General features: G+C 70.1%; 29 protein-coding genes, 1 tRNA gene and 1 pseudogene. 12 read left to right on the top strand and 19 right to left on the bottom strand.

All coding sequences use genetic code 11. The features are described from left to right. Window positions 1–30 precede the first annotated feature (30 nt). The 3 genes from IC63_RS00470 to ilvN all read left to right on the top strand — a co-directional run bounded on the left by IC63_RS00470 (window position 31) and on the right by ilvN (window position 3,361). The gene (locus IC63_RS00470; protein ID WP_036715900.1) at window positions 31–858 is read left to right on the top strand and encodes an arginyltransferase; all 828 of its coding nucleotides are present in this window, start codon (window positions 31–33) and stop codon (window positions 856–858) included. 168 nt (window positions 859–1,026) lie between these two features. Further along, a complete protein-coding gene (locus IC63_RS00465) occupies window positions 1,027–2,790 on the top strand; it encodes an acetolactate synthase 3 large subunit (RefSeq protein ID WP_036716115.1) in 1,764 nt (587 codons plus the stop codon). 10 nt (window positions 2,791–2,800) lie between these two features. Next, a complete protein-coding gene (ilvN, locus tag IC63_RS00460; protein ID WP_036715898.1) occupies window positions 2,801–3,361 on the top strand; it encodes an acetolactate synthase small subunit in 561 nt (186 codons plus the stop codon). 21 nt (window positions 3,362–3,382) lie between these two features. On the opposite strand, the gene IC63_RS00455 is transcribed toward ilvN, so the two are convergent. Next, the gene (locus IC63_RS00455; RefSeq protein ID WP_036715895.1) at window positions 3,383–3,664 is read right to left on the bottom strand and encodes a hypothetical protein; all 282 of its coding nucleotides are present in this window, start codon (window positions 3,662–3,664) and stop codon (window positions 3,383–3,385) included. Between the two features lie 225 nt (window positions 3,665–3,889). After that, window positions 3,890–4,714 carry a M48 family metalloprotease gene (locus IC63_RS00450; RefSeq protein ID WP_052041741.1) on the bottom strand — a complete coding sequence of 275 codons (825 nt, stop codon included), beginning with the start codon at window positions 4,712–4,714 and terminating at the stop codon, window positions 3,890–3,892. Between the two features lie 152 nt (window positions 4,715–4,866). Between IC63_RS00450 and IC63_RS00445 the strand changes: the two genes are divergently transcribed. Next, entirely contained in the window at window positions 4,867–5,109 is a 243-nt protein-coding gene (locus tag IC63_RS00445) for a hypothetical protein (RefSeq protein WP_036715893.1), read from the top strand. Between the two features lie 23 nt (window positions 5,110–5,132). Here IC63_RS00445 and IC63_RS00440 read toward each other — a convergent pair whose 3' ends face one another. Continuing rightward, window positions 5,133–5,393 (bottom strand): DUF167 domain-containing protein, encoded by a 261-nt coding sequence (locus tag IC63_RS00440; protein WP_036715890.1) that lies wholly within the window; start codon window positions 5,391–5,393, stop codon window positions 5,133–5,135. A gap of 105 nt (window positions 5,394–5,498) precedes the next feature. Here IC63_RS00440 and IC63_RS00435 point away from each other — a divergent pair, with 105 nt between their 5' ends. Together IC63_RS00435 and IC63_RS00430 are read left to right on the top strand one after the other, a co-directional pair. Next, window positions 5,499–6,068 carry a nitroreductase family protein gene (locus tag IC63_RS00435; RefSeq protein ID WP_036715888.1) on the top strand — a complete coding sequence of 190 codons (570 nt, stop codon included), beginning with the start codon at window positions 5,499–5,501 and terminating at the stop codon, window positions 6,066–6,068. After that, a complete protein-coding gene (locus tag IC63_RS00430) occupies window positions 6,065–6,793 on the top strand; it encodes an EI24 domain-containing protein (RefSeq protein WP_232222458.1) in 729 nt (242 codons plus the stop codon). The genes IC63_RS00435 and IC63_RS00430 overlap by 4 nt, the downstream gene beginning before the upstream one ends. Here IC63_RS00430 and IC63_RS00425 read toward each other — a convergent pair. Further along, a complete protein-coding gene (locus tag IC63_RS00425; RefSeq protein ID WP_036715887.1) occupies window positions 6,780–7,043 on the bottom strand; it encodes a DUF1467 family protein in 264 nt (87 codons plus the stop codon). The genes IC63_RS00430 and IC63_RS00425 overlap by 14 nt on opposite strands. Beyond that, window positions 7,043–7,447 carry a methylmalonyl-CoA epimerase gene (gene mce / locus IC63_RS00420; RefSeq protein WP_036715886.1) on the bottom strand — a complete coding sequence of 135 codons (405 nt, stop codon included), beginning with the start codon at window positions 7,445–7,447 and terminating at the stop codon, window positions 7,043–7,045. Before mce ends, IC63_RS00425 begins: the two co-directional genes overlap by 1 nt. Window positions 7,448–7,567: 120 nt before the next feature. On the opposite strand from mce, the gene IC63_RS00415 reads away from it, so the two are divergent. After that, on the top strand, window positions 7,568–8,296 hold the full coding sequence (locus IC63_RS00415; protein ID WP_084115287.1) for a response regulator: 729 nt from the start codon (window positions 7,568–7,570) through the stop codon (window positions 8,294–8,296). 94 nt (window positions 8,297–8,390) lie between these two features. Continuing rightward, window positions 8,391–9,149, top strand: coding sequence for a GNAT family N-acetyltransferase (locus tag IC63_RS00410; RefSeq protein ID WP_084115285.1), 759 nt, complete (start codon window positions 8,391–8,393; stop codon window positions 9,147–9,149). On the opposite strand, the gene IC63_RS00405 is transcribed toward IC63_RS00410, so the two are convergent. After that, window positions 9,112–9,381, bottom strand: coding sequence for a DksA/TraR family C4-type zinc finger protein (locus IC63_RS00405; RefSeq protein WP_036715885.1), 270 nt, complete (start codon window positions 9,379–9,381; stop codon window positions 9,112–9,114). The two genes, IC63_RS00410 and IC63_RS00405, sit on opposite strands and share 38 nt — an antisense overlap. Window positions 9,382–9,569: 188 nt before the next feature. Between IC63_RS00405 and ihfA the strand changes: the two genes are divergently transcribed. The 4 genes from ihfA (at window position 9,570) to IC63_RS00385 (ending at window position 11,843) form a co-directional block, all read left to right on the top strand. Next, on the top strand, window positions 9,570–9,875 hold the full coding sequence (ihfA, locus tag IC63_RS00400; protein ID WP_036715884.1) for an integration host factor subunit alpha: 306 nt from the start codon (window positions 9,570–9,572) through the stop codon (window positions 9,873–9,875). Beyond that, window positions 9,872–10,528 (top strand): MerR family transcriptional regulator, encoded by a 657-nt coding sequence (locus IC63_RS00395; RefSeq protein ID WP_036715881.1) that lies wholly within the window; start codon window positions 9,872–9,874, stop codon window positions 10,526–10,528. The genes ihfA and IC63_RS00395 overlap by 4 nt, the downstream gene beginning before the upstream one ends. Window positions 10,529–10,643: 115 nt before the next feature. Beyond that, a tRNA-Pro gene (locus tag IC63_RS00390) sits at window positions 10,644–10,721 on the top strand. A 54-nt stretch (window positions 10,722–10,775) separates the two neighbouring features. Next, window positions 10,776–11,843 carry a 2'-deoxycytidine 5'-triphosphate deaminase gene (locus IC63_RS00385; protein ID WP_036715879.1) on the top strand — a complete coding sequence of 356 codons (1,068 nt, stop codon included), beginning with the start codon at window positions 10,776–10,778 and terminating at the stop codon, window positions 11,841–11,843. A 76-nt stretch (window positions 11,844–11,919) separates the two neighbouring features. Here the strand turns inward: IC63_RS00385 and IC63_RS00380 are convergent, their stop codons facing one another. The 13 genes and pseudogenes from IC63_RS00380 to IC63_RS00330 form a co-directional block, all read right to left on the bottom strand. Continuing rightward, a complete protein-coding gene (locus IC63_RS00380; RefSeq protein ID WP_036715877.1) occupies window positions 11,920–12,135 on the bottom strand; it encodes a hypothetical protein in 216 nt (71 codons plus the stop codon). A gap of 10 nt (window positions 12,136–12,145) precedes the next feature. Then, on the bottom strand, window positions 12,146–12,796 hold the full coding sequence (scpB, locus tag IC63_RS00375) for an SMC-Scp complex subunit ScpB (RefSeq protein ID WP_036715876.1): 651 nt from the start codon (window positions 12,794–12,796) through the stop codon (window positions 12,146–12,148). Beyond that, window positions 12,793–13,575, bottom strand: coding sequence for a segregation and condensation protein A (locus IC63_RS00370; protein ID WP_036715874.1), 783 nt, complete (start codon window positions 13,573–13,575; stop codon window positions 12,793–12,795). The genes scpB and IC63_RS00370 overlap by 4 nt, the downstream gene beginning before the upstream one ends. Window positions 13,576–13,633: 58 nt before the next feature. After that, entirely contained in the window at window positions 13,634–13,906 is a 273-nt protein-coding gene (locus IC63_RS00365; protein WP_052041740.1) for a hypothetical protein, read from the bottom strand. A 239-nt stretch (window positions 13,907–14,145) separates the two neighbouring features. Beyond that, on the bottom strand, window positions 14,146–14,766 hold the full coding sequence (gene rpsD / locus IC63_RS00360) for a 30S ribosomal protein S4 (protein WP_036715873.1): 621 nt from the start codon (window positions 14,764–14,766) through the stop codon (window positions 14,146–14,148). Window positions 14,767–14,974: 208 nt separating this feature from the next. Further along, complete coding sequence (locus IC63_RS00355; protein WP_036715871.1) at window positions 14,975–16,183, bottom strand: multidrug effflux MFS transporter; 1,209 nt, start codon at window positions 16,181–16,183, stop codon at window positions 14,975–14,977. A gap of 84 nt (window positions 16,184–16,267) precedes the next feature. Next, window positions 16,268–16,819, bottom strand: coding sequence for an ABC transporter permease (locus IC63_RS18625; protein ID WP_232222457.1), 552 nt, complete (start codon window positions 16,817–16,819; stop codon window positions 16,268–16,270). Continuing rightward, on the bottom strand, window positions 16,816–16,977 hold the full coding sequence (locus IC63_RS18620; RefSeq protein WP_232222456.1) for a hypothetical protein: 162 nt from the start codon (window positions 16,975–16,977) through the stop codon (window positions 16,816–16,818). The genes IC63_RS18625 and IC63_RS18620 overlap by 4 nt, the downstream gene beginning before the upstream one ends. A 130-nt stretch (window positions 16,978–17,107) precedes the next feature. Next, window positions 17,108–17,788: an HlyD family secretion protein gene (locus IC63_RS00345; protein WP_036716105.1), complete on the bottom strand. Its 681-nt coding sequence runs from the start codon at window positions 17,786–17,788 to the stop codon at window positions 17,108–17,110. Between the two features lie 70 nt (window positions 17,789–17,858). Further along, window positions 17,859–18,377: pseudogene (locus tag IC63_RS17160) on the bottom strand (CerR family C-terminal domain-containing protein); the annotation flags it as partial. Between the two features lie 86 nt (window positions 18,378–18,463). Further along, window positions 18,464–19,606 (bottom strand): MlaD family protein, encoded by a 1,143-nt coding sequence (locus tag IC63_RS16755; RefSeq protein ID WP_052041738.1) that lies wholly within the window; start codon window positions 19,604–19,606, stop codon window positions 18,464–18,466. Between the two features lie 3 nt (window positions 19,607–19,609). After that, complete coding sequence (locus tag IC63_RS00335) at window positions 19,610–20,386, bottom strand: ABC transporter ATP-binding protein (protein ID WP_408633535.1); 777 nt, start codon at window positions 20,384–20,386, stop codon at window positions 19,610–19,612. Continuing rightward, on the bottom strand, window positions 20,383–21,477 hold the full coding sequence (locus IC63_RS00330) for an ABC transporter permease (RefSeq protein WP_036715868.1): 1,095 nt from the start codon (window positions 21,475–21,477) through the stop codon (window positions 20,383–20,385). The genes IC63_RS00335 and IC63_RS00330 overlap by 4 nt, the downstream gene beginning before the upstream one ends. Window positions 21,478–21,744: the final 267 nt, after the last annotated feature.

Here is a 21,744-nt window from a genome sequence, read left to right as displayed (position 1 = left end):
GCCGCCGGTCCCCCTTCGGCCGGGGTGGTGATGAGACATACCCTGCCCTCGGCCCCCCAGTTCTACGTCACCGCGCCGCAACCCTGCCCGTATCTGCACGGCCGCGCCGAACGCAAGCTGTTCACCGCGCTGACCGGCGACCGGGCGCGCGAGCTGAACAACGCCCTGTCCCGGCAGGGCTTCCGGCGCTCGCAGAACGTCGTCTACCGGCCCAGCTGCGAAAGCTGCGTGGCCTGCATGTCGGCGCGCATCCGGGTCCGCGACTTTGCCCCCTCGCGCAGCCAGCGCCGGGTCCGCCGCCGCAACGGGGTCCTCGTGCGCAGCGGCACCAGCGCCTGGGCGACCGAGGAACAGTTCGACCTGTTCCGCCGCTATCTCGACCATCGTCACGCCGATGGCGGCATGGCCGACATGGATATCTTCGAATTCGCCGCGATGATGGAGGAAACCCCCGTCCGCACCCGCGTCTTCGAATATCGCGCCCCGCCCCGGGACGGTCGCGCGCGCCGCGACGGCCCGCTGGCCGCCGTCTGCCTGACCGACGTGCTGGATGACGGCCTGAGCCTCGTCTACAGCTTCTACGATCCGGACCGGATCGCCGACAGCCTGGGGACGTGGATGATCCTCGATCATGTCGAGATGGCGCGCGATGCGGGCCTGCCCTATGTCTATCTGGGCTACTGGGTGCCGGGCAGCCGCAAGATGGCCTACAAGGCCGGCTTCGACGCGCTGGAAATCTACAAGGGCGGCGTCTGGCAGGATATCGGCTGCCCCGAGGATCACGAGGGCGAAACCCACCCGCTGGCAATCGACCCGATCGTCGAACAGGTCGCCCGCATCCACCTGCCGCAGGAGTGACCCGCCCGGCCCCGTGTTCCGCGCAATAATGTTGCGCGGACGCGGTCGAATTGCGTCACTTTTCGCTTTGCGCCGCATTGACCCTATCCTGCGCCCTGACTAGTTTGCGGCGGTGCAGCGGCAGTTTTTCTGCCCTGCCGCAAGCTTTCCATGGATGGAGTCGAGGACATGTCCCGAAGCATGACGGGTGCGAGAATGGTGGTCGAAGCGCTGAGGGATCAGGGCGTCGATACCGTATTCGGCTATCCCGGCGGCGCGGTCCTGCCCATCTATGACGAGATCTTCCAGCAGAACGACATCCAGCACATCCTCGTGCGCCACGAACAGGGCGCCGTCCACATGGCCGAGGGCTATGCCCGCGCGACCGGCAAGCCCGGCGTGGTGCTGGTGACATCGGGGCCCGGGGCGACCAACGCCGTCACCGGGCTGACCGATGCGCTGATGGATTCGATCCCGCTGGTGGTGCTGTCGGGCCAGGTCCCGACCTTCATGATCGGCACCGACGGGTTCCAGGAGGCCGACACCGTCGGCATCACCCGCCCCTGCACCAAGCACAACTGGCTGGTGAAAGAGACCGACGCGCTGGCCGAGACGATCCACAAGGCCTTCCACGTCGCCACCTCGGGTCGCCCCGGCCCGGTGCTGGTCGACATCCCCAAGGACGTGCAGTTCGCCGAGGGCATCTACCTGGCCCCCCGGCAGATCGAGGCGCCGCGCTATCAGCCGCGGAAAAAGGGCGATCTCGCCGCCATCACTCAGCTGGTCGAGCTGATCGAAAAGGCGGAACGCCCGGTGTTCTATACCGGCGGCGGGGTCATCAACTCGGGCCCCGGCGCCAGCCAGCTGCTGACCGAGCTGGTCGATGCAACGGGCTTTCCCTGCACCTCGACGCTGATGGGGCTGGGCGCCTACCCCGCCTCGGGCAAGTCCTGGCTGGGCATGCTGGGGATGCACGGGCTTTACGAGGCCAACATGGCCATGCACGACTGCGATCTGATGATCAACGTCGGCGCCCGCTTCGACGACCGGATCACCGGGCGGGTGGCGGATTTCTCGCCCGGCTCGGTCAAGGCGCATATCGACATCGACCCCTCGTCGATCAACAAGGTGATCCGGGTCGACGTGCCGATCGTGGGCGACGTGGGCCATGTGCTGGAAGACCTGCTGAAGGTCTGGAAATCGCGCGGCCGCAAGACCAACCCCGCCGTCCAGCAATGGTGGGCGCAGATCGAACAGTGGCGGGCGCGGAACTGCCTCGGCTACCGGAACTCGGACAGCGTCATCAAGCCGCAATACGCGATGGAGCGACTCGAGGCGCTGACCGCCGGCCGCGACCGCTATGTGACCACCGAGGTCGGCCAGCACCAGATGTGGGCGGCGCAATACCTGCGCTTCGAGGGGCCGAACCGCTGGATGACCTCGGGCGGGCTGGGGACGATGGGTTACGGACTGCCGGCCTCGGTCGGCGTGCAAGTGGCGCACCCGGACGCGCTGGTCATCAACGTCGCGGGCGATGCAAGCTGGCTGATGAACATGCAGGAGATGGGCACCGCGGTTCAGTTCCGCGCCCCGGTCAAGCAGTTCATCCTGAACAACGAGCGGCTGGGCATGGTGCGCCAGTGGCAGCAATTGCTGCATGGCGAGCGCTATTCGCAAAGTTGGTCCGAAAGCCTGCCGGACTTCGTCAAGCTGGCCGAGGCCTTCGGCTGCAAGGGCCGGCAGGTCAGCGACCCGGCCGAGCTCGACGACGCGATCCGCGAGATGATGGACTATGACGGGCCGTTCATCCTCGACGTGCTGGTCGAAAAGCATGAGAACTGCTTCCCGATGATCCCGTCGGGCAAGCCGCACAACGAGATGCTGCTGGGCGATCAGGAGGCGGCCGAGGACATCGGCACCGCCATCCAGTCCGACGGCGCGGTTCTGGTCTGAGGGGGCGATCATGTCGGCATTGAAGATCGAACGCGGCGCGTCCAGCCATTCCGCCTATGACCTGCGCGACTATCACGCGGCGGGCGAGGAACGGCACACGCTGGCGGTGGTGGTGGACAACGAAAGCGGCGTCCTCGCCCGCGTCATCGGGCTGTTCTCGGGGCGCGGCTACAACATCGACAGCCTGACCGTGGCCGAGGTGGACCACACCGGCCATCGCTCGCGGATCACGCTGGTCACCCGCGGGACGCCCGCGGTGATCGAGCAGATCAAGGCGCAGCTGGGCCGGATCATCCCGGTCCACGAGGTCCACGACCTGACCGTCGAGGGCGCCTCGGTGGAACGCGAGCTGGGCCTGTTCAAGGTCTCGGGGACGGGCGAAAAGCGGGTCGAGGCGCTGCGGATCAGCGACATCTTCCGCGCCAACGTGGTCGATTCGACGCTGGAGAGCTTCGTCTTCGAGATCACCGGGACGTCGGAAAAGCTGGACGCCTTCGCCGAGTTGATGCGCCCGCTGGGCCTGGCCGAGGTCGCCCGCACCGGCATCGCGGCCCTGTCGCGCGGGGCGTGACCGGCGCGGCGGCCGCGGCGGTCATTCGGTCGGGAAGGACGGGCGTTCCGGTTCGGCCTCGTCGCATTCGCGCAAAAGCCGGGGCGCCAGGCTGATCTCGCGCCCCACCTGGGTCAGGCGGATCACCCGCCGCACCCCGCCATCGGTGATCGTCTCGACCTCGACCAGGCTGCCCTCGCCGGGCCACGCGCCGGTCACGGCGGTGCCGACCCGCCCCGCCAGGTAGGCGAGCGGGCCGTGATCCTCGCACCAGATCACCGCCTGCCGGCTGACGGCATTGCTCCACAGGATGACACCCAGCACGACGGCTCCTTTTCGGACCGGACGCGCGAGGCGCGCCGGCCGAGAGAGTTCGACCCGATCAACGCGAAAGAAATTAAACCAGGAAATGAGGCACTGCCGCAGGCGCGGCCCGATGCCGGCGCCACAAGGCCCCGGAGAGCGTCGCTGCGTCAAGTCTCGTCAAGCCGTCCGGCGGCGCATTTTCGGACGGTGCGACGTAGTGCCGCACCCAGAGCGCCGCCCGGTTCAGCGTGCCCGGCCCGACGCCACGTCGGCCACCGCCTGCGCGACCTGCGCCTGCCGCTGCGCGCGGGACGGGTGCGACCCGAGGACGCGGTCGCCCGGATCGGGAATGCGGGCAAAGAACTCGGCGCCGCGGACCGGGTCATAGCCGGCGTTCAGGGTCACGATCGCGCCCAGATAGTCGGCCTGCAGTTCCCAGTCCTTGGAATAATAGCGCGCCCCCACCTGCGCCCCCATCTGCTGGGCGGCGCGGATCGACGCCGCATCGGCGCCATAGGCCGCGGCGATCCCCGACAGGATCACCGCCCCGGCGGTCGCCGCGCCGGATTTCTGTTCGATGTGGTTCAGGATGTGGTGCGACGCCTCGTGGCCCACGACGAAGGCCAGCTCGTCGGTGTTCCGCGTCGCCGCGATCAGCGACAGGGTGAAGCCGATTATCGGCCGGCCGGCATTGTCGAGGGTCTGGAACGCGTTCGGCTCGAGCCCCGGCCGGTCGTCCACGACGAACTGGAAATCGCAGTTGAGCGGCGAGCGGCGGCGCTGGACGCATTCCCGCTCGACGGCGGGCTCCATCGACCGGATCACGCTGACGAAGGCCATCGCCGACCCGCGCGCCGTGTTGGGCGTGTCGGCGCGTATCGGCGCGTTGGTCGGCGGCACCGGCAGCGGGGCCTGGACCGATCCGACATCGGGGACCGGCGCGACGGGCGCACAGCCGGCCAGCGCGGCCGCCGTCGCCGCGACCAGGGCGGACCGGCGCCATGCGGCGCGCCCTGCCCCGCCCCCGATTTCCCGACCCCTTGCCCCTGCGGCCTTGCGCGATGTCATCGTCCGTCCCGTCCCTCTTGCGGCGCGTTGGCGCGCCATGCGTTTGTGGCCACGCTACAGCGCCCGGCCGCCGCTGCAAAGCGCCGCCCTTGCGGCGGCCGCGGGCTCACGCGATTGTTGCCGGTGTGCAGCGTCCTACGGCAGGAGAAAGCATGTTCACCATCGAACACGAATTCGACGCGACCGTGATCACCCTGGTCGACGAGGCCGAGCCGGGCGCGCGGCCGCTGCACGAGGACGTGGTGATCCTGTCCTTCGACGACCGGGTGGTGGTCGAACAGATGGAGCCCCAGGGCGACGGCGTCGCCCGCGTCACGCTAAGCCTGCGGCAGTTGGACGAATTGCGCGCGGCGCTGAACCTGCCCGAGGGGAATTATCGCCTCACCCCCGGCTGACGGCCCCGGCTGGCCTCAGCCGCTCAGTCCACGCGGAACAGCTTGTCGCGGGCGGTGGCGCCGCCGACCAGCGTCAGCCGCGACGGCGCGATGCCCATCGCCCTGGCCAGCAGCTTGCGCACCGCAGCGTTGGCCTTGCCGTCCTCGGGCGGCGCGGTCACGCGGATATGAACCTGCTGCGCCTCGTCCACCGTCACCGCGTCACGCCCACCCCGCGGGGTCACGCGCACCGCGATGCGCTGCCCCGGCACGGCGCGGGCGGTGAGATCGGGCAGCTTGCTCATGCGCCTGGGATGGGGCGGGGCCCGCGCCGGGTCAACCCGCCGTGCTTTCCTTGGCCCGGGCGGCGGGCTATGGCCAAGGCGACAGTTTGCCGACGGAAGGCCGCCATGCAGCATATCGACCCCCAGACGCTTTATTTCCTGCGCCATCGCCGGTCGCATCCGCCGCGGATGCTGCGCGGGCCGGGGCCGGATCGGCACGAGGTGATGAACCTGCTGACGCTCGCCGCCCGCGTGCCCGATCACGGCAAGCTGGAACCCTGGCGGTTCATCGTGCTGGAACGCGCGACGCTGGACCGGCTGGCCCCCGTGCTCGCGCAATACGCCGGCGACCGGGGCGGCGATGCGGCGGCGGTGGAAAAGGCCCGCTCTGCCTTCGACTCGCCCCTCATCGTGGCGGTGGTGTCGGCGCCGGTGGCGCACCCCAAGGTCCCGGAATGGGAACAGTTCCTGTCCGCCGGCGCGGTCTGCCTGTCGCTGGTCAACGCCGCGCTCGCCGCTGGCTACGGCGCGGCCTGGCTCAGCGGGCCGGCCGCCGAGGACGGCTTTGCCCGCGCCCATCTCGGCGTGAGTGAGGGCGAACGCATCGTCGGCCTGATCCATATCGGCCAGCGCGGCGACGGCGAGGTCCCCGACCGCCCGCGCCCCGACGTGGCCGCCAGGACGAGCTTCCTGTGATCGCCGCGACCCGCGCCCTGACCCTGGGCTGGCTGGACCTGCTGCGGCCGCGGGTCTTCGGCGTGCTGGCGAAGGGAATCGGGCTGACGCTCGCCCTGTTCGTGGCGCTGCAACTCGCGGCCTTCTGGGCGCTGCGCGCCTGGGGGCCCGAGGCGATCACCGTGCCCTGGCTGGGCCGGATCGAGTTCGGCGAAGCGCTGTCCTGGGGCTCGCTGGCGCTGTTCCCGCTGATGAGCCTGTTTCTCGCCGCCCCGGTCGCCGCCGGCTTCGCGGGACTGTTTTCCGAACAGGTCGCCGAAACGGTCGAGGCGGCGCACGGCTATCCCGCGGGCCAGGGCATCGACTTTGCCGACGGGCTGATGGATTCCGCCGTGATCCTGGGCGCGGTCCTTGTCGTGGGCATCGTCGTGCTGGTGCTGACGCCCTTCGTCGGCCCGCTGGCGCCGGTGCTGTTCTATGGCGCCAATGGCTGGTTGCTGGGGCGCGAGTTCTTCCAAATGGCGGCCCAGCGGCATCTGGACGGACCCTCTGCCGACATCCTGCGGCGCCGGCGGTCGGGCGCGGTCACGGCCCTGGGCGTGGGCGTCGCCTTGCTGCTGACCGTGCCGGTGCTGAACATCGTGGTGCCGGTGCTGGCCGCGGCGGCCTTTACCCACCTGTTCCACATCGTCGCGCGGACCGAGATCGCCCGCCGCGCCCAGACAGGCCGGATCAGGGGCGGTTGAACTCGGTCAGCCACGCGCGAGTGATCCAGCCCTGCTGGATGACCCACCAGATCCCCAGCACCAGCAGCGCCGAGATCGCCGCCGCGATCAGCGCCTTCTTGGTCATCATGGGCTGATCGGGCGCGCCGGCCGGGGTGCCGGGCACCACCTCTCCGGCCTCCTCCTGGCTGCGGTGGCCCCAGGGCAGCAGCAGGAACAGGACGAGGAAGAACAGCGTGGCGAACAGCACCAGCGCTCCGGTGATCGACATCAGACCTGCTCCAGCTCGATCAGGCAGCCGTTGAAGTCCTTGGGATGCAGGAACAGCACCGGCTTGCCGTGGGCGCCGATCTTCGGTTCTCCGGTCCCCAGCACCCGGGCCCCCGATGCCTTGAGCGTGTCGCGGGCGGCCAGGATATCCTCGACCTCGAAGCACATGTGGTGGATGCCGCCTGAGGGGTTCTTGTCCAGGAACCCCTGGATCGGGCTGGTCTCGCCCAGCGGATACAGCAGCTCGATCTTGGTGTTCGGCAGTTCGATGAAGACGACGGTGACGCCGTGATCGGGCTCGTCCTGCGGCGCGCGGACTGTGGCGCCCAGCGTGTCCCGGTACTGCGCGGCGGCGGATTCGAGGTCCGGCACCGCGATGGCGACGTGGTTCAGGCGTCCGATCATGGCAGTCTCCTTGGCTTTCAGATCCCTTAGAGCGGGCGGCCCCCGGGGAAAAGCCCATTAACCGCTCGTTAGGGACGCGGCGCTAGCCTCGAGAGATGAGCGATTCGAGGGGAAAGCGCCATGGATGCCGACCAGACTGCCAATGACCATGCGGTGCCGTTGTGGCGCGCGGCCCTGCCAGGCCGCCCGCTGACCGGACTGACCGTGCTCGTCGTCGAGGATTCGCGCTTTGCGTCCGAAGCGGTGCGCCTGCTGTGCCTGCGCTCGGGTGCGCGGATTCGCCGCGCCGACAGCCTGCGCACGGCCGCCCGCCACCTGCAGACCTATCGCCCGGCGGTGGTGATCGTCGACATGGGCCTGCCGGACGGGAACGGGGCCGAGCTGATCGCCCGGATGGCGGCGCTGCGGCCGCGCGTGCCGGTGGTGCTGGGGATGTCGGGCAATCCCGACAACGAAGCCGCCGCGATGGAAGCGGGCGCCGACGGGTTCCTGACCAAGCCGGTCGAAAGCATTGCCCATTTCCAGCACCTGATCCTGTCCTCGCTGCCGCCCGAGGCGCAGCCGACCGGCCTGCGGGTGGTCAATTCCGACGTCATCCAGCCCGACCGCGGCGCGCTGCGCGACGATCTCGCCCACGTGGCCGAGGTGCTGTCGGCGGCGTCGGACACGACCGCCATCGACTACATCGCCCGTTTCCTCGCAGGGGTCGCCCGGTCGGCCCGCGACGAGCCGCTGGAAGAGGCGGCGACCGCACTTGCCCGCGACCACTTCGCCGGCCGGGCGCTGGCGGCGGATCTCGCGCGGATCAGCGGGCTGGTGCAGGACCGGCTGGCGGCGGGGGCGATGTAGGCCCCCTTGCGGGCCGGAAGAAAGCGCCCGATGGTCGCCCGGGGCAGGGTGACGCGGTGCACCGCCCGATCCGCCCCACCGCCGGAGTCAGTCGATGTCCACAGCGATAGGTGCCGAGGTCCCGGGGTTCCAGCCACCGCCTGCGCCGGACGATCCGGTCATTACCGGTGACTTCGTGACGCTGGAACGGCTCGACGCCACCCGCCACGCGGCGGACCTGTTCGATGCCAACCGCGGCGCGAACGAGGTCTGGGACTATCTCGGCTATGGGCCGTTCGACGACCTGGACAGCTATCGGCGCTGGCAGGACACGATGGCCGCCGGGACCGACCCGGTGTTCTACGCCATGCGGGATCACCGGACGGGCCGGATCGGCGGGGTGGCCTCGTTCCTGCGCATCGACCGCGCCAACGGCGTGATCGAGATCGGCCACATCCAGATCGCGCCCGTGATGCAGCGCACCCCGGAGTCGTCCGAGGCGATCATGCTGATGATCCGCTGGGCCTTCGAGGCGGGCTATCGGCGCGTCGAGTGGAAGTGCAACGACCTGAACGCGCCCTCGATGCGGGCCGCCGAACGCTATGGGTTCACTTACGAAGGGACGTTCCGCAACCACATGATCGTCAAGGGCCGCAACCGCGACACCGCCTGGTGGGCGATCACCGATGCCGAGTGGCCGGGGCTGGACCGCGCCTATCGCCGCTGGCTCGACCGCGGCAATTTCGACGCGGATGGCCGCCAAAAGGTCGCCCTGGGGACGCTGGTCAGCGAGGCACGCGCTGCCTCGTGCGGCAGACTCGCCGGGCCTTCCCGGCTCACTTCAACTGGCTGTCCTTCGACCCGCGCCGGTTGATCCCGCCCGCCGGCCGGAACGAGCGGTCGGCCTCGGTCTGGCAGGCGATGCACAGCGTGACCCCGGGCACCGCCAGCCGCCTCGCCTCGGGGATCGGCTCACCGCAGTCGGCGCATTCGGCCAGGCTCTCGCCGCCCGCTCGCGCGCGCATCCGCACCCGGGCCAGCGCCTCCTCGGTGCTGATCTCGATCTGCTCGTTCACCGCCCCGTCCGTCGCCCAACCGCCGGCCATGCGCCTTGCCTCCGTTCCCACACCGTGATCCGCACGGTGGTCCGGGAAAGTTAGGAAGCGGCGGCCGGCCGCGCAAGTCGGCCGCCGAACCGGTTGTTTTTGATGCGACTGTCCGGAACCCCGTCCGCGCGCCACGGTTGACTTAAAAACCTGCGCGCCGAACTCTACCCTCAAGGAAAGGCCTCGTGATGAGCGAAAAGACCCTGACCCGGATGGACCTAGCCGAGGCGGTGTTCCGTGAGGTCGGCCTGTCCCGCCACGAAAGCGCCCAGCTGGTCGAAAGCGTGCTCGGCCACGTGTCGGACGCGCTGGTGCGCGGCGAGCAGGTCAAGATCTCGTCCTTCGGTACCTTCTCGGTGCGCGACAAGAACGAACGCATCGGCCGCAATCCCAAGACCGGCGAAGAGGTTCCGATCACCCCGCGCCGCGTGCTGTCGTTCCGCCCCTCGCATCTGATGAAGGATCGCGTCGCGGCGGGCAACAAGCAGGCATGACCAAGTCGCCGCACGCGTTCCGCAGCATCGGCGAGGTATCGCGCCTCGTCAGCGTGGCCACGCATGTGCTGCGGTATTGGGAAACCCAGTTCCCGACGCTCAACCCGGTCAAGCGGCCCGACGGCCGCCGCTATTACCGGCTGGACGACGTGCTGCTGGCGGCCGGCATCTGCGAGGCGCTGCGCGAGGAAGGGCTGACGATCCGCGGCGCGCGACGACTGATCGCCCAGGACCGCGGCGCGTCGTTCCGGGCCCGCGGCAGGCTGCGGCTTGCCGAAAAGCTGGGGTTGCAGGCAGAGGACGTGCTGCCCGCGCAGGCGAAAGCGCCATCCGCGGTGACGGCCCCCGACGCCGACCTCGCCCCCGCCTCGGCCGGTTTGCCGAAATCAGTGACGCCGGGGCCGGCGCGGCGGGTGCGGGCGCCCCGCGCTGAGGCCGCATCCCACACGCTGCCGCTGTTTCCGGACCTGGAGCCCCCGCTCGCCGCCGCACCCACGCCGGTCGACCCGCCCGAGCGCGTCGTCTGGTTGTCGCGGCTGTGCGCCACATCCGGCGCGTTGCGGCGCCGCGAGACGCCGCTGCCCGCTGCGGCGCGCCCGCTTGCCGCCGCGCTGCGCGAAGTCCACGCGGCAGTGGCGACGCCCGAAGCCTGAGCGTCCGCGATCCGGATGCCGGTCCCCTACCTTCCTTCGCCCATGCGGCCCGTCGCGGAAATCGCCGGCCCGACCCCTTGTGCTGCCCGCGGCCTTCGCTCTATATGGCCGGCGTCGGGCCGTGGCGCAGTCTGGTTAGCGCGTCCGTCTGGGGGGCGGAAGGCCGCGAGTTCGAATCTCGCCGGCCCGACCAACACGAACCGCCCACCCCTCGGGGTGGGCGTTTGCATATCCGCAGGGGGTTGATGTGAACGGCGTTCTTCCCGACCGCGCCCTGCGCGAGCTGATCGACGCTGGTGCCATCCGCGCGCCGATCGACCTGTCCCCGGACCAGATCCAGCCGGCCAGCATCGACCTGCGGCTGGGGACCACGGCGTCGCGGCTGCGCGCCTCGTTCCTGGCCGGGCGCGGCCGCAGCGTCGCAGAACGGCTGCCGGATTTCGAGATGCACCGCATGGACCTCAGCCAGGGCGCGGTGCTGGAAAAAGGCTGCGTCTATCTGGTCCCGCTGGTCGAGCGGCTGAGCCTGCCGAAGGGCATCGAGGCGGTGGCCAACGCGAAATCCTCGACCGGGCGGCTGGATCTGCTGACCCGGCTGGTCACCGACGACGGCACCGAATTCGACCGCCTGCCCGACGGCTATGACGGGCCGCTATATGCGGAAATCTGCCCGCGCAGTTTTTCGGTGCTGGTGCGCCCGGGCATGCGGCTGAACCAGCTGCGCCTGCGGCGCGGGCAGGCGGTCCTGGACGACGCCGAGCTGGTGGCGCTGCACGGTGCCGATCCGCTGGTCGACGGCGCGCCGCTGATCGACCAGGGCCTTGGGTTTTCCGTCGATCTGAGGCCCGCCGCGGGCGATCTGGTGGGATACCGGGCGCGGCCGCATACGGGGGTGATCGACCTGGACCGGGTCGGCGCCTATGACGCGCGCGATTTCTGGGACGAATTGCGCACCGGGGACGGCCGCCTGATTCTCGACCCCGGCGCCTTCTATATCCTCGTCAGCCGCGAGGCTGTCGCCATCCCGCCCGACTACGCCGCCGAAATGTCCCCCTATCTCGCGATGGTGGGAGAGTTCCGGGTGCACTACGCGGGCTTCTTCGACCCCGGCTTCGGCCACGGCAGCGCCGGCCGCGGGGCGCGCGGCGTGCTCGAGGTGCGGTGCCACGAGGCGCCCTTTGCCCTGGAACACGGGCAGGTCGTCGGGCGGCTGGTCTATGAACGGATGGCAGCGCGCCCCGACCGCCTCTACGGCGCCGGGATCGCGTCGAATTACCAGGGCCAGGGACTCAAGCTGGCCAAGCAGTTCCGGTAGCGGACGCCGCCCAGGGGCGCTGCCCCTCGGCGCGTGCCGCGCCTCACCCCGGGATATTTCGGCAAAGAAGAAAAGCTCAGCGTCCCATCCGGCGGACGAGTTGGGCGGCCTTGCGGGCGCGCTTGACCGCCTCGCGGTTCGCCTGCGCCTGCTTGCGCTGCTGCGGGGTCATCGGCGCATCCGGCTTGCTGCCGCGCCGGCTTGCGACGTCGATGCCCTTGTTGATCCCCCAGTTCATCAGCCGGTTGGTCAGGATGCGGCCGAACTGGTTGACGATGCTGTTCAGGCTCATGACATTGTCCTCAATCGCCGAAGAGGTCGTCCCCCGGCTCGTTTCCGGGCAGAATATCGGCATCCTCGGCCGACTCGGCAAGCCCCGGCGCATCGGCGAGCGGCGGGCGCGAATCGAGCAGGCCGGCGGCCCGCAACTCGGTCAGCCCCGGCAGGTCGCGGGTCGAGCCCAGGCCGAAGTGGTCGAGGAAGCTGTCGGTCACCACGAAGGTCACCGGCCGTCCCGGAGTCTGGCGGCGACGGCCGAGGCGGACCCAGCCCATCTCGATCAGCTGATCGAGCGTTCCGCGGCTGACGGCGACGCCGCGGATCTCCTCGATCTCGGCGCGGGTGACGGGCTGGTGATAGGCGACGATCGCCAGGGTTTCGGTGGCGGCGCGGGACAGGCGGCGGGTTTCCACGACCTCGTCCTGCATCAGGAAGCCAAGGTCGGCGGCGGTGCGGAAGGCCCAGGCGTCGCCGACGCGGACCAGTTCGACCCCCCGCCCCGCATAGCGGATGCCGAGGAGCCGCAACGCCTCGGCCGGGTCGCTGCCGGTGGGCATCCGCGCCGCGAGGTCGCGCTGGGTCATCGGCGCGGCGCTGGCGAACAGCAGCGCCTCGACCATGCGTTCCTGCACGTCGAGCGGCGGCGGCGGAAACGGGATCACCTCGTCGGTCACCGCAGCCTCAGCGAGATCGGCGCAAACGTCTCGGCCTGGCGCAGTTCGACGCGGCCCTGCTTGGCCAGTTCCAGCGAGGCGGCAAAGGTCGCGGCGGTGGCCGAGCGGCGGCGCGCGGGTGTCCCGGACCAGCCGTCGGGCAGGAACTGCATGAGGTCCGTCCACTCGCCTGCGTAGCCGATCAGCCGGCGCATCGATTCCAGCGCCTGTTCCAGCGTCCAGGTGTCGCGGCGATCGAAGGCATAGGGGCGGAATTCGTCGCGGGTGCGCAGCCGGGCATAGGCCTGCATCAGGTCGATCAGCCCCGCCTGCCAGCGGATGGTCCGGGTCCGGGCGACGGTTTCCGGGGCGCCACGGGCAAAGCGGTCCTGCCCGAGCCGCGCCCGGCCCATCAACCGCGCCGCCGAATCCCGCATCGCGTTCAGCCGTTCCAGCTGAAAGGCGAGATGCGCCGCCATGTCCTCGGCCGACGGACCCTCGGCGTCGGGATCGGGGGGCAGCAGCAGGCGCGATTTCAGGAAGGCCAGCCACGCCGCCATGACCAGGTAATCGGCGGCGAGTTCGATCCGCAGCGTCCGCGCCTCGTCCACGAAAGCGAGATACTGTTCGGCCAGCGCCAGGACGCTGATCTGCATCAGGTCGACCTTCTGCGTCCGCGCGAGCGTCAGCAGCAGGTCCAGCGGCCCGTCATAGCCGGGGACGTCGACGATCAGCGCCTCGTCCGGTCGGGGGTGGTCGGGGCGCGGAAGATCTGGGGCGGGAAACAGCGGCGTGGTCATCCCGTCACCCTTGGAAAGACCGCGCCCCGCTGTCAACGCCGCGTCTGCCTGCGTGGCGTCAGCCGAACCAGAAATCGCTGCGATCGAACTCTCCCACGTCGGCATCGGCGACGATGATCCGGCTGCCGGCGTGCTGAATCACGGTGTTCGCGCCGCTTTGCACGAACGCCAGATCCTCGAACCGCCTGGGCCCCGAGAAGAAATCGATCTTGTCCATGCCGTTCTGGAAATCGGCGATCAGATCGACGCCGTGGCCGGCGAAGAACTGGAACCGGTCCGCGCCCGCCCCACCGTGCAGATGCCCGACTAGTTGATCGCCACCGATCCCCATACCCAGTCTGCGTGATCGGCCACTGTCTCCGCGGCGAGACCGACCAGATCGGTGGGTTTGAAGAACCGTATTGTCGCCATCGTCATCCGTCGCAAAACGCCCTCATCCTGCGCGGACCATAGCCGAACCCTGCCCTGCCGGCTATTTTTCGATGATTACAATGTTATCGTCTCTCGGCGGCCGGACATGAAAAAAGGCCGCCCGATCGGGCGGCCGTGACTGCAACGATCCCGTCCGGATCAGTTCTTGGCGTAATATTCCACGACCAGGTTCGGTTCCATCTGCACCGCGTAGGGTACATCGCCCAACGCCGGCGTGCGCACGAAGGTCGCGGTCATCTTGTTGTGGTCGACGTCCAGATAGTCCGGCACGTCACGCTCGGCCAGGCCCACGGCCTCCAGCACGATCGCCAGTTGGCGCGACTTGTCGCGGACCGCGACCACGTCGCCTTCCTTGACGCGGTAGGACGCGATGTTCACCCGCTGGCCGTTCACGGTGACATGGCCGTGGTTCACGAACTGGCGGGCGGCAAAGATGGTCGGGACGAACTTGGCGCGATAGACCACGGCGTCCAGACGACGCTCCAAGAGGCCGATCAGCATCTCGCCCGTGTCGCCGCGCAGACGCTCGGCCTCGGCATAGATGCGGCGGAACTGCTTTTCGGTCAGGTCGCCATAATAGCCCTTGAGCTTCTGCTTGGCGCGCAGCTGGGTGCCGAAGTCCGACAGCTTGTTCTTGCGGCGCTGGCCGTGCTGGCCGGGGCCGTATTCGCGCTTGTTGACCGGCGACTTGGCGCGGCCCCAGATGTTCTCGCCCATGCGGCGGTCGATCTTGTACTTGGCAGACGTGCGTTTGGTCACAGCTGATCTCCTTTTGTGTGTTTCAAAAGGGCGTTGTCCTCTGGGCTTGCGCCCCGACAGGCTTCCCCTTGCGGGGTCCACCAACACCAATGGAAGCGGCGCTTATAGCCGCGCACCACCCCAAGTCAACCGCACCACTCCCGAAAACCCCTTCTTCTTTGCTCAAATATCCCGCGGGGGTCCGGGGGCGCGAAGCCCCCGGGGCCGGTCAGCGCCGCATGAGCCCCATCAGCGTCCAGGCGGCGATCGAACAGACCAGCGCCGCGATCGCCGCGGGCTGCGCGGTTCCGTCAAAGGCGAGCCCTACCGGCGCCGCGATCATCACCGCGCCCAGCGTCGACAGCGCCGACACGACCGAGGCGGTCATCCCGGCGATATGGCCCTTGCGCTGCATCGCCAGCGCGTTGAGGTTGCCGAAGGTCAGCCCGGCCATGGTGAACACGCTGACTGCCCAGGCGAAGAACACCCCGAAAGCCACGTTGCCGGTCAGCCCCATCTGCAGGCTGACCAGGAACAGGGCGGCGGCGACGATCTGCATCAGATAGGCGCCCCGCGCCATCCGCCGCATCCCCACGCTCATCACCAGCCGCGCGTTCAGCACCGTGCCCGAGGCCGACAGCAGCGCAAGCGCCGCGAACCACAGAGGGAAATGCGCGGCCTTGCCATAGGTCTCGCCGAACAGCTGCTGAGCGGAGCTCAGCAGCGCGAACATCTGCCCGAAGCCCAGCGTCATGACGATGGTGGCCAGCACGATCTCGCGATCGCTCAGCACCTCGCGGATACCGGCCCACAAGGTTGCCAGCTGCAACGGCCGGCGGCGTCCCGGCGGCAGGGTCTCGGGCTGGCGGGTCCAGAACCACGCCCAGCCGATGGCGCCAAAGATCAGGAAGCCGGCGAACACGCCCTGCCAGCCGGCGGCCCAGATGAACAGTTGCCCGATCGAGGGCGCCAGCGCCGGGACGATCATGAACACCATCATCACGAAGCTGGTGATCCGCGCCATCTCGCGCCCCTGATACAGGTCGCGCACCAGCGCCGTGCCCACGATCCGCGGCCCGGCGGCGCCCAGGCCCTGAACGAAGCGCGCCGCCAGCAGCAGTTCCAGCGACAGCGCGAAGATTGCGGCGGCGGCGGCAGCCAGATAGATCGAGAACCCGATCGCCATCGCAGGACGCCGCCCGATGGCGTCCGACACCGGGCCGGCGAACAGCGTCCCCAGCCCCATCCCCGCCACGAAGGCGGTCAGGATCAGCTGGGCGCGGTTGACGTCCTGCGGGGTCAGGTGGGCCGCCAGTTCGGGCAGCGCCGGCAGCATTGCGTCGATCGAGAACGCGACTGTGGCAAACAGAAAGGCAAGCATCGCGATCAGTTCGCCCTGCGGCAGACGACGCGGTGCCGAATCGGCGGGATCGGACATCGGGGAATTCCTTGAATCCCGCTGACCTAAGCCCGCGGCGGAGCCAAGGCAACCCGCCTGCCGGCGATCCGCAGGGTGGCCGGGTCAGTCCAGCGTGCGCTTGAAGCGGCTCAGCGCGGCCAGCGCCACCACCCCCACAATCAGCGCCAGCGCGGCGAACTGGGGCTCGACATCCGCCGGCGCCGCCCCGTTCAGCATCACCCCCCGGACCAGGCGCAGGAAATGGGTGACCGGCAGCGCCTCGCCGATCCACCGCGCCCTATGCGGCATGCCGCGAAAGGGAAACGTGAATCCCGACAGCAGGATCGAGGGCAGGAAGACGAAGATCGAGATCTGCATCGCCTGCATCTGGGTCCGCGACACGGTCGAGATCAGATAGCCCAGCAGCACCAGCGTCAGCACGAACAGGAAGACGCCGCCCAGCAGCAGACCCGGCGCGCCGACGAAGGGGACGTCGAAGATCACCCGCGCGGCGACCAGGATGACGGCGACCTGCACCGCGCCCACGGCAAGGAAGGGGGTGATCTTGCCGACCATGATCTCGCCCGGGGTCACTGGCATGGCCAGCAGGTTTTCCATCGTGCCGCGCTCGATCTCGCGGGTCAGCGCCATCGAGGTCATCATCACCATCGTCATCTGCAGGATGATCCCCAGCAGGCCGGCACGATGTTGATCTGCGTCAGCCCCTCGGGGTTATAGCGGCGATGGACGATGATCTCGGGGCCGGCGGGCCCGGTCACGGCTGACGCGGCACGCGCGGCGCCCAGTTCGCGGGCCAGCGCCCGGGCAGCCACGGTCTCGAGCGTCGAGATCGCGCCCGACGCGGCGGCGGGGTCGGTGGCGTCGGCCTCGACCAGCAGTTGCGCGCGGTCGCCGCGCGGCCAGCGCGGGTGCGGGCACGAACACCGGCAGCCGCACGGCGCCCTAGGCCAGATAGGTCAGGACCGGGGCCGAGGGGCTCGCGATCTCGCCCGGGGTGCGGATGATGTCGGTGACGACGCCGGCGCGGTCGGCCCGGATGCTGCGCTGGTCAAACTGCCAGCGGCCGGTGTCACGCGCCGCGCGGGCCGCGGCGACCCCAGCGCGGGCGGCGGCGATGCGGTCGGCACGGGCCGGCAGGCGCGTGGCGGCCAGCCGGGCCTGCGCTTCGGCCAGCGCTGCCTGGGCGACGTCGGCCGCGGCCCGCAGCGTGGCGCTTTGCGCGGCAGAGCTGAAGCCAAGCGCGCTCAGCCGTTCCTCGCGGGTGGCGTCTGCCTCGGGCCGGGCCGCATGGTCGCGGGCGGCGGTGACCGAGGCCTGCAGCGCGGCCAGTTCCTCGGGGCGGCTGCCGTGGGTCAGGTCGGCCAGTTCGGATTCCGCGCGCTGCAACCCGGCCTCGGCGGCGTCCAGCGCGGCTTGCGCGTCGGCGGTTTCGACCTGCGCCAGCAGCTGCCCCGCCGCCACCCGGTCCCCCCGCCGCAACGCGATATCGCCGACCCGGGCCGCGACCAGCGGCGCGACCTGGACGTATTCGCCTTCGACATAGCCGGTGGCAAGCGGCGGCGGCGGGGCGCAGGCCGACATCAGCGCCGAGATCAGCGGCAGGATGCAGACCAGGCCAGCCATCGCTGTCGCTCAGCATCGCGTCGAGATTGGCCAGCAGCCGGCGCGAGATGGCGCGCGCTTGGCGCGGCGCATAGCCGGCCCAGCCCATCCGCCGCTGCACCAGCGGCGCGGCCAGGCGGAAATAGGCCGCCTGCCCGACCAGCGAAAAGACCGCAATCCGCGTGTCCTCGCTGTCAGGGTCCTGGCCGGTGGCGACCCCCCAGACCGCGCACAGGGCGCGGTGGCGGGGTTCGATCAGGGTATCGTACAGCCGGTCCAGCACCCGGCTGGCGGGGTCGGCCAGTTCGCGCAGCAGGAATCCAACGACATCCGCGGCCGCCGGGGTCACGAGAAACGTCACGAGCCGCCGCATCAGCCGCCGCAGGACCCGGCGCGCGCGGTCGCGGTCCAGCGCGGCCGCCTGCACCGGCAGCGCCTGGGCCACCTGCCCGATCGCGGCCGCCACCGCATCGGCGCAGGCCAGACGCAGCGCGTCCTTGCCGCCGAAGTGATAGGCGATGGACGAGATGTTGGTCCCCGCCCGCGCCGCCAGGGCGCGGGTCGAGGTCGCCTCATAGCCCTGGGGTGCCAAACAGGTGCAGCCCGGCACGGATCAGCTGCTGGTGGGTGGGATGATCGTCGTCGTCCATACCCGCGGCATGTTGACCTGCCGCGCGTCCGCACACAGGCGTCCGCCTAGCGCCCCCGGATCAGCGAGTTTGGCTGCCGCTCGATGGTCCGCGCCATCGACTGCACGGCGGCGGCAGCGTTGGCGATCTCGCGCGCCGCGCGGCGCAGGTCGGTCTGCAGCGCGCCGCGATCGCCCAGCCCCGCCGCGACCGACTGCACCCCCGCCGCCGCCCGGGCGACATGCGCGGCCGCGGGCTGGACGGCGGTCGTGATCCCGTCCGCGGCGCGGCGGAAGGACAGCATCATCTCGTTGAGGTTCCGCGCCGAGCCGCTCGCATGCAGGTCGCTCAGCAGCGCCGAGGCGGATTTCAGCGTCTCCGACAGGCTGCGGGGCAGCTGCGCGGCATCCTCGCTGCCCAGCATGGCGCGCAGATCGGCGGCGATGCCTTCGACCTGGCCGGCGATCTCGGGCAGCCGCATGTCCTCGACGACCTTGCCGCTGCGGGCGATCTGGTCGCCGGCGGCCTTGGCGCTGTCCAGCGCGTCGCGGACCTTTGGGGCCACGCCGTCGAACTGGGCAGCAAAGTCCCGCAGCGTCGTGCCGACCGCGGCCAGCCCCGAGGTCGCCGCGGCGATGTCCTCCAGCGCGGTGTCGAGCTTTGCCGTCGCGCCATCGACGTTGCGCAGGATGCTGGCGACATGATCCCGGTTCTCGTCGCCCAGCATCTGGTTCAGCCGGGTGGCGGCGTCCGACAACTGCTCGACCATCTCGGGGGCGCTGTCGGTGATCGATTCCAGCATCGACCGGCCCGAGCGGATTTCCGGCACCGGCTGATCGGTGGTCTCTCTCAGCAGCGGCGCGGACGGGCTGCCCGAGGACACCGACAGGATCGACAGCCCGGTGATCCCCTGCGGCACCATCGTGGCCACGCTGTCGAGGCGGACCGGCGTATCCTGGCGCAGTTCCAGCTGGACCCGGACCCGCCCGTCGGGGTCCAGCGCCAGATCGACCACCTGCCCGACCGGCACGCCGGAAAACTGCACCTGCGTCCCGGCCGAGATGCCCGAGATTTCGGGAAACACGACCTGGTAATAGTCGTATTGCCGGTTCGATTCATGGCCCGCGAACCACATCAGGAACAGCAGCAGCCCGACAAAGCCGGCCAGTGCGAAGCTGCCGATCAACAGGTAGTTCGCCCGCGTCTCCATCGCCTACAGCTCCTTGCCGGTCGGTTGGTCAAAGGCGGCCCGCGCCCGGGGGCCGTTGAAATAGGCGTGCACCCAGGGATGCGCCAGCCGGCGCAGCTCGGGGATCGTGCCGGTGGCGATCACCCGCTTTTCGGCCAGCACCGCGATGCGGTCGCAGCAGGCGGCGAGCGTGTCCAGATCATGGGTGACCAGGAACACCGTCAGCCCCAGCGCGTCGGTCAGGCCGCGGATCAGCTGGTCGAACTCGGCGGCGCCGATCGGGTCCAGCCCCGCGGTCGGCTCGTCGAGGAACAGGATCGCCGGGTCCAGCGCCAGCGCCCGCGCCAGCCCCGCGCGCTTGCGCATGCCGCCCGACAGCTGCGACGGATACTTGTCGCCCGCATCCGGCGGCAGCCCGGCCATCGCGATCTTGAGATCGGCGAGCTTGCGGCGTACCCCGGCATCCAGCCCCAGGGGTCGCATCGGCACCTCGACATTCTCGCGCACGGTCAGGGTGGAAAACAGGGCGCCGTCCTGGAACATCACCCCCCACATGCCGCGCAGCCGGGCGCGGTCTGCCGGCGGCGCACGCTGGACGTCGACGCCGTCCACGGTGATGGTCCCGGCCGCCGGGGTCAGCAGCCCCACGATGCTGCGCAGCAGCACCGACTTGCCGGTGCCCGACCCGCCGACGATGCCCAGGATCTCGCCGCGCATCACGTCAAGGTCCAGCCCCTCGTGAATGACCTTGGGGCCGAACTGCGTGCGCAGGCCGCGGATCCGGATGATCGGGTCGCTCACCATCCCACCTGCGCGAAGAAGATCGAGAACGCCGCATCGGCGAGGATCACCGCAAAGATCGCCGCCACCACCGAGGCCGAGGTCAGCCGCCCCAGCGATTCCGTATCGCCGCCGACCTGCATCCCGGCCCGGCAGCCGATGACCCCGATCAGCAGCCCGAAGATCGGCGCCTTGATCAACCCGACCACGGCGTGCGTCACCGCGATCCGGTCCCCCAGCCGTGCCATGAACATCGCCGGAGAGATCCCCAGCGCCCCCCAGGACATCACCGCCCCGCCCAGCAGCCCGGCCAGGTCGGCGATCAGGGCGAGGATCGGCATCATCAGGACCAGCGCCAGCACGCGCGGCAGCATCAGCGCCATGTCCGGGTCGATGTCCAGCGTCCGCATGGCGTCGATTTCCTCGCGCATCTGCATCGCGCCGATGGCGGCGGTGAAGGCCGCGCCGGTCCGCCCGGCGACGACGATGGCGGTCAGCAGGATGCCCATCTCGCGCAGGACCGCGATGCCGATCAGATCGACGGTGAAGATCTCGGCCCCGAAGGCGCGCAGCTGGAAGGCGCCCTGATAGGCCAGCACCACGCCGATCAGCGCCGAAATGGTGGCCACGATGGGCACCGCGGCCAGCCCGGCCTGCTGGCAATGATGGACCAGCGCGGTGAAGGGGAACTGCGCCGGATGCCGCAGCGCCCGGCCCAGCGCGGCGAGGAAGCGGCCCAGATACTCGACGAGCCCGGCGGCGCCCGACGCCGAGACGACGACCTTGCGGCCGAGGTCTTTGACCAGGTCGCGCAGCCCGCGCCGGGGAGGGGCGGGCGGCGGCGCAGGCACGGCCGCGGCCACGGCGTCGAGCACGGGGCGCAGCCCGGCCGGCAGCCCCACCAGCTCGGCGCCGTTCCGGCGCGCGTCGTCCAGCAGCCAGGCCCCGGCGGTGTCGAGCCCCGTCAGCCCCGACAGATCGACCTGCCTGGCGCCCCGGAACGCGTCCGGCGACGGCAGGGCGGTGATCGCGAGCCGGCCCGAGAGGACCCGCCGGTCCCCCTCGCCGCGCATCTGCAGCGCAGCGTCAGGCCGGGGCTCAGCGGCGCGCATCGTCGAGGGCGGGCCGGCCGGGTTGCGCCGCGGTTCTGCGGTCCTTAGCGGCGTGGGCCAAAGACGTGCCGGGCCGCGCCGCATCGGTGATCGGGCAAGTCGGCGCCGCATCTGTCTGGTTCATGTCACACCTTTCGGGCGGGTCTCGGGGCAGACGGCCGGTCGGCGGCGCCTCGGGACATGAACCGTGACTAGGTCAAAGGGGCGCAGCTGTGCAAGCGACGCCCTTGCGGCACGCAGGGGCGCGAGGGTCTGCGGCTGACTTCA

The sequence above is a fragment of the Paracoccus sphaerophysae genome (assembly GCF_000763805.1).
GTDB classification, from domain to species: Bacteria; Pseudomonadota; Alphaproteobacteria; order Rhodobacterales; family Rhodobacteraceae; genus Paracoccus; species Paracoccus sphaerophysae.
This window is presented reverse-complemented; position numbering and strand designations above follow the sequence as displayed.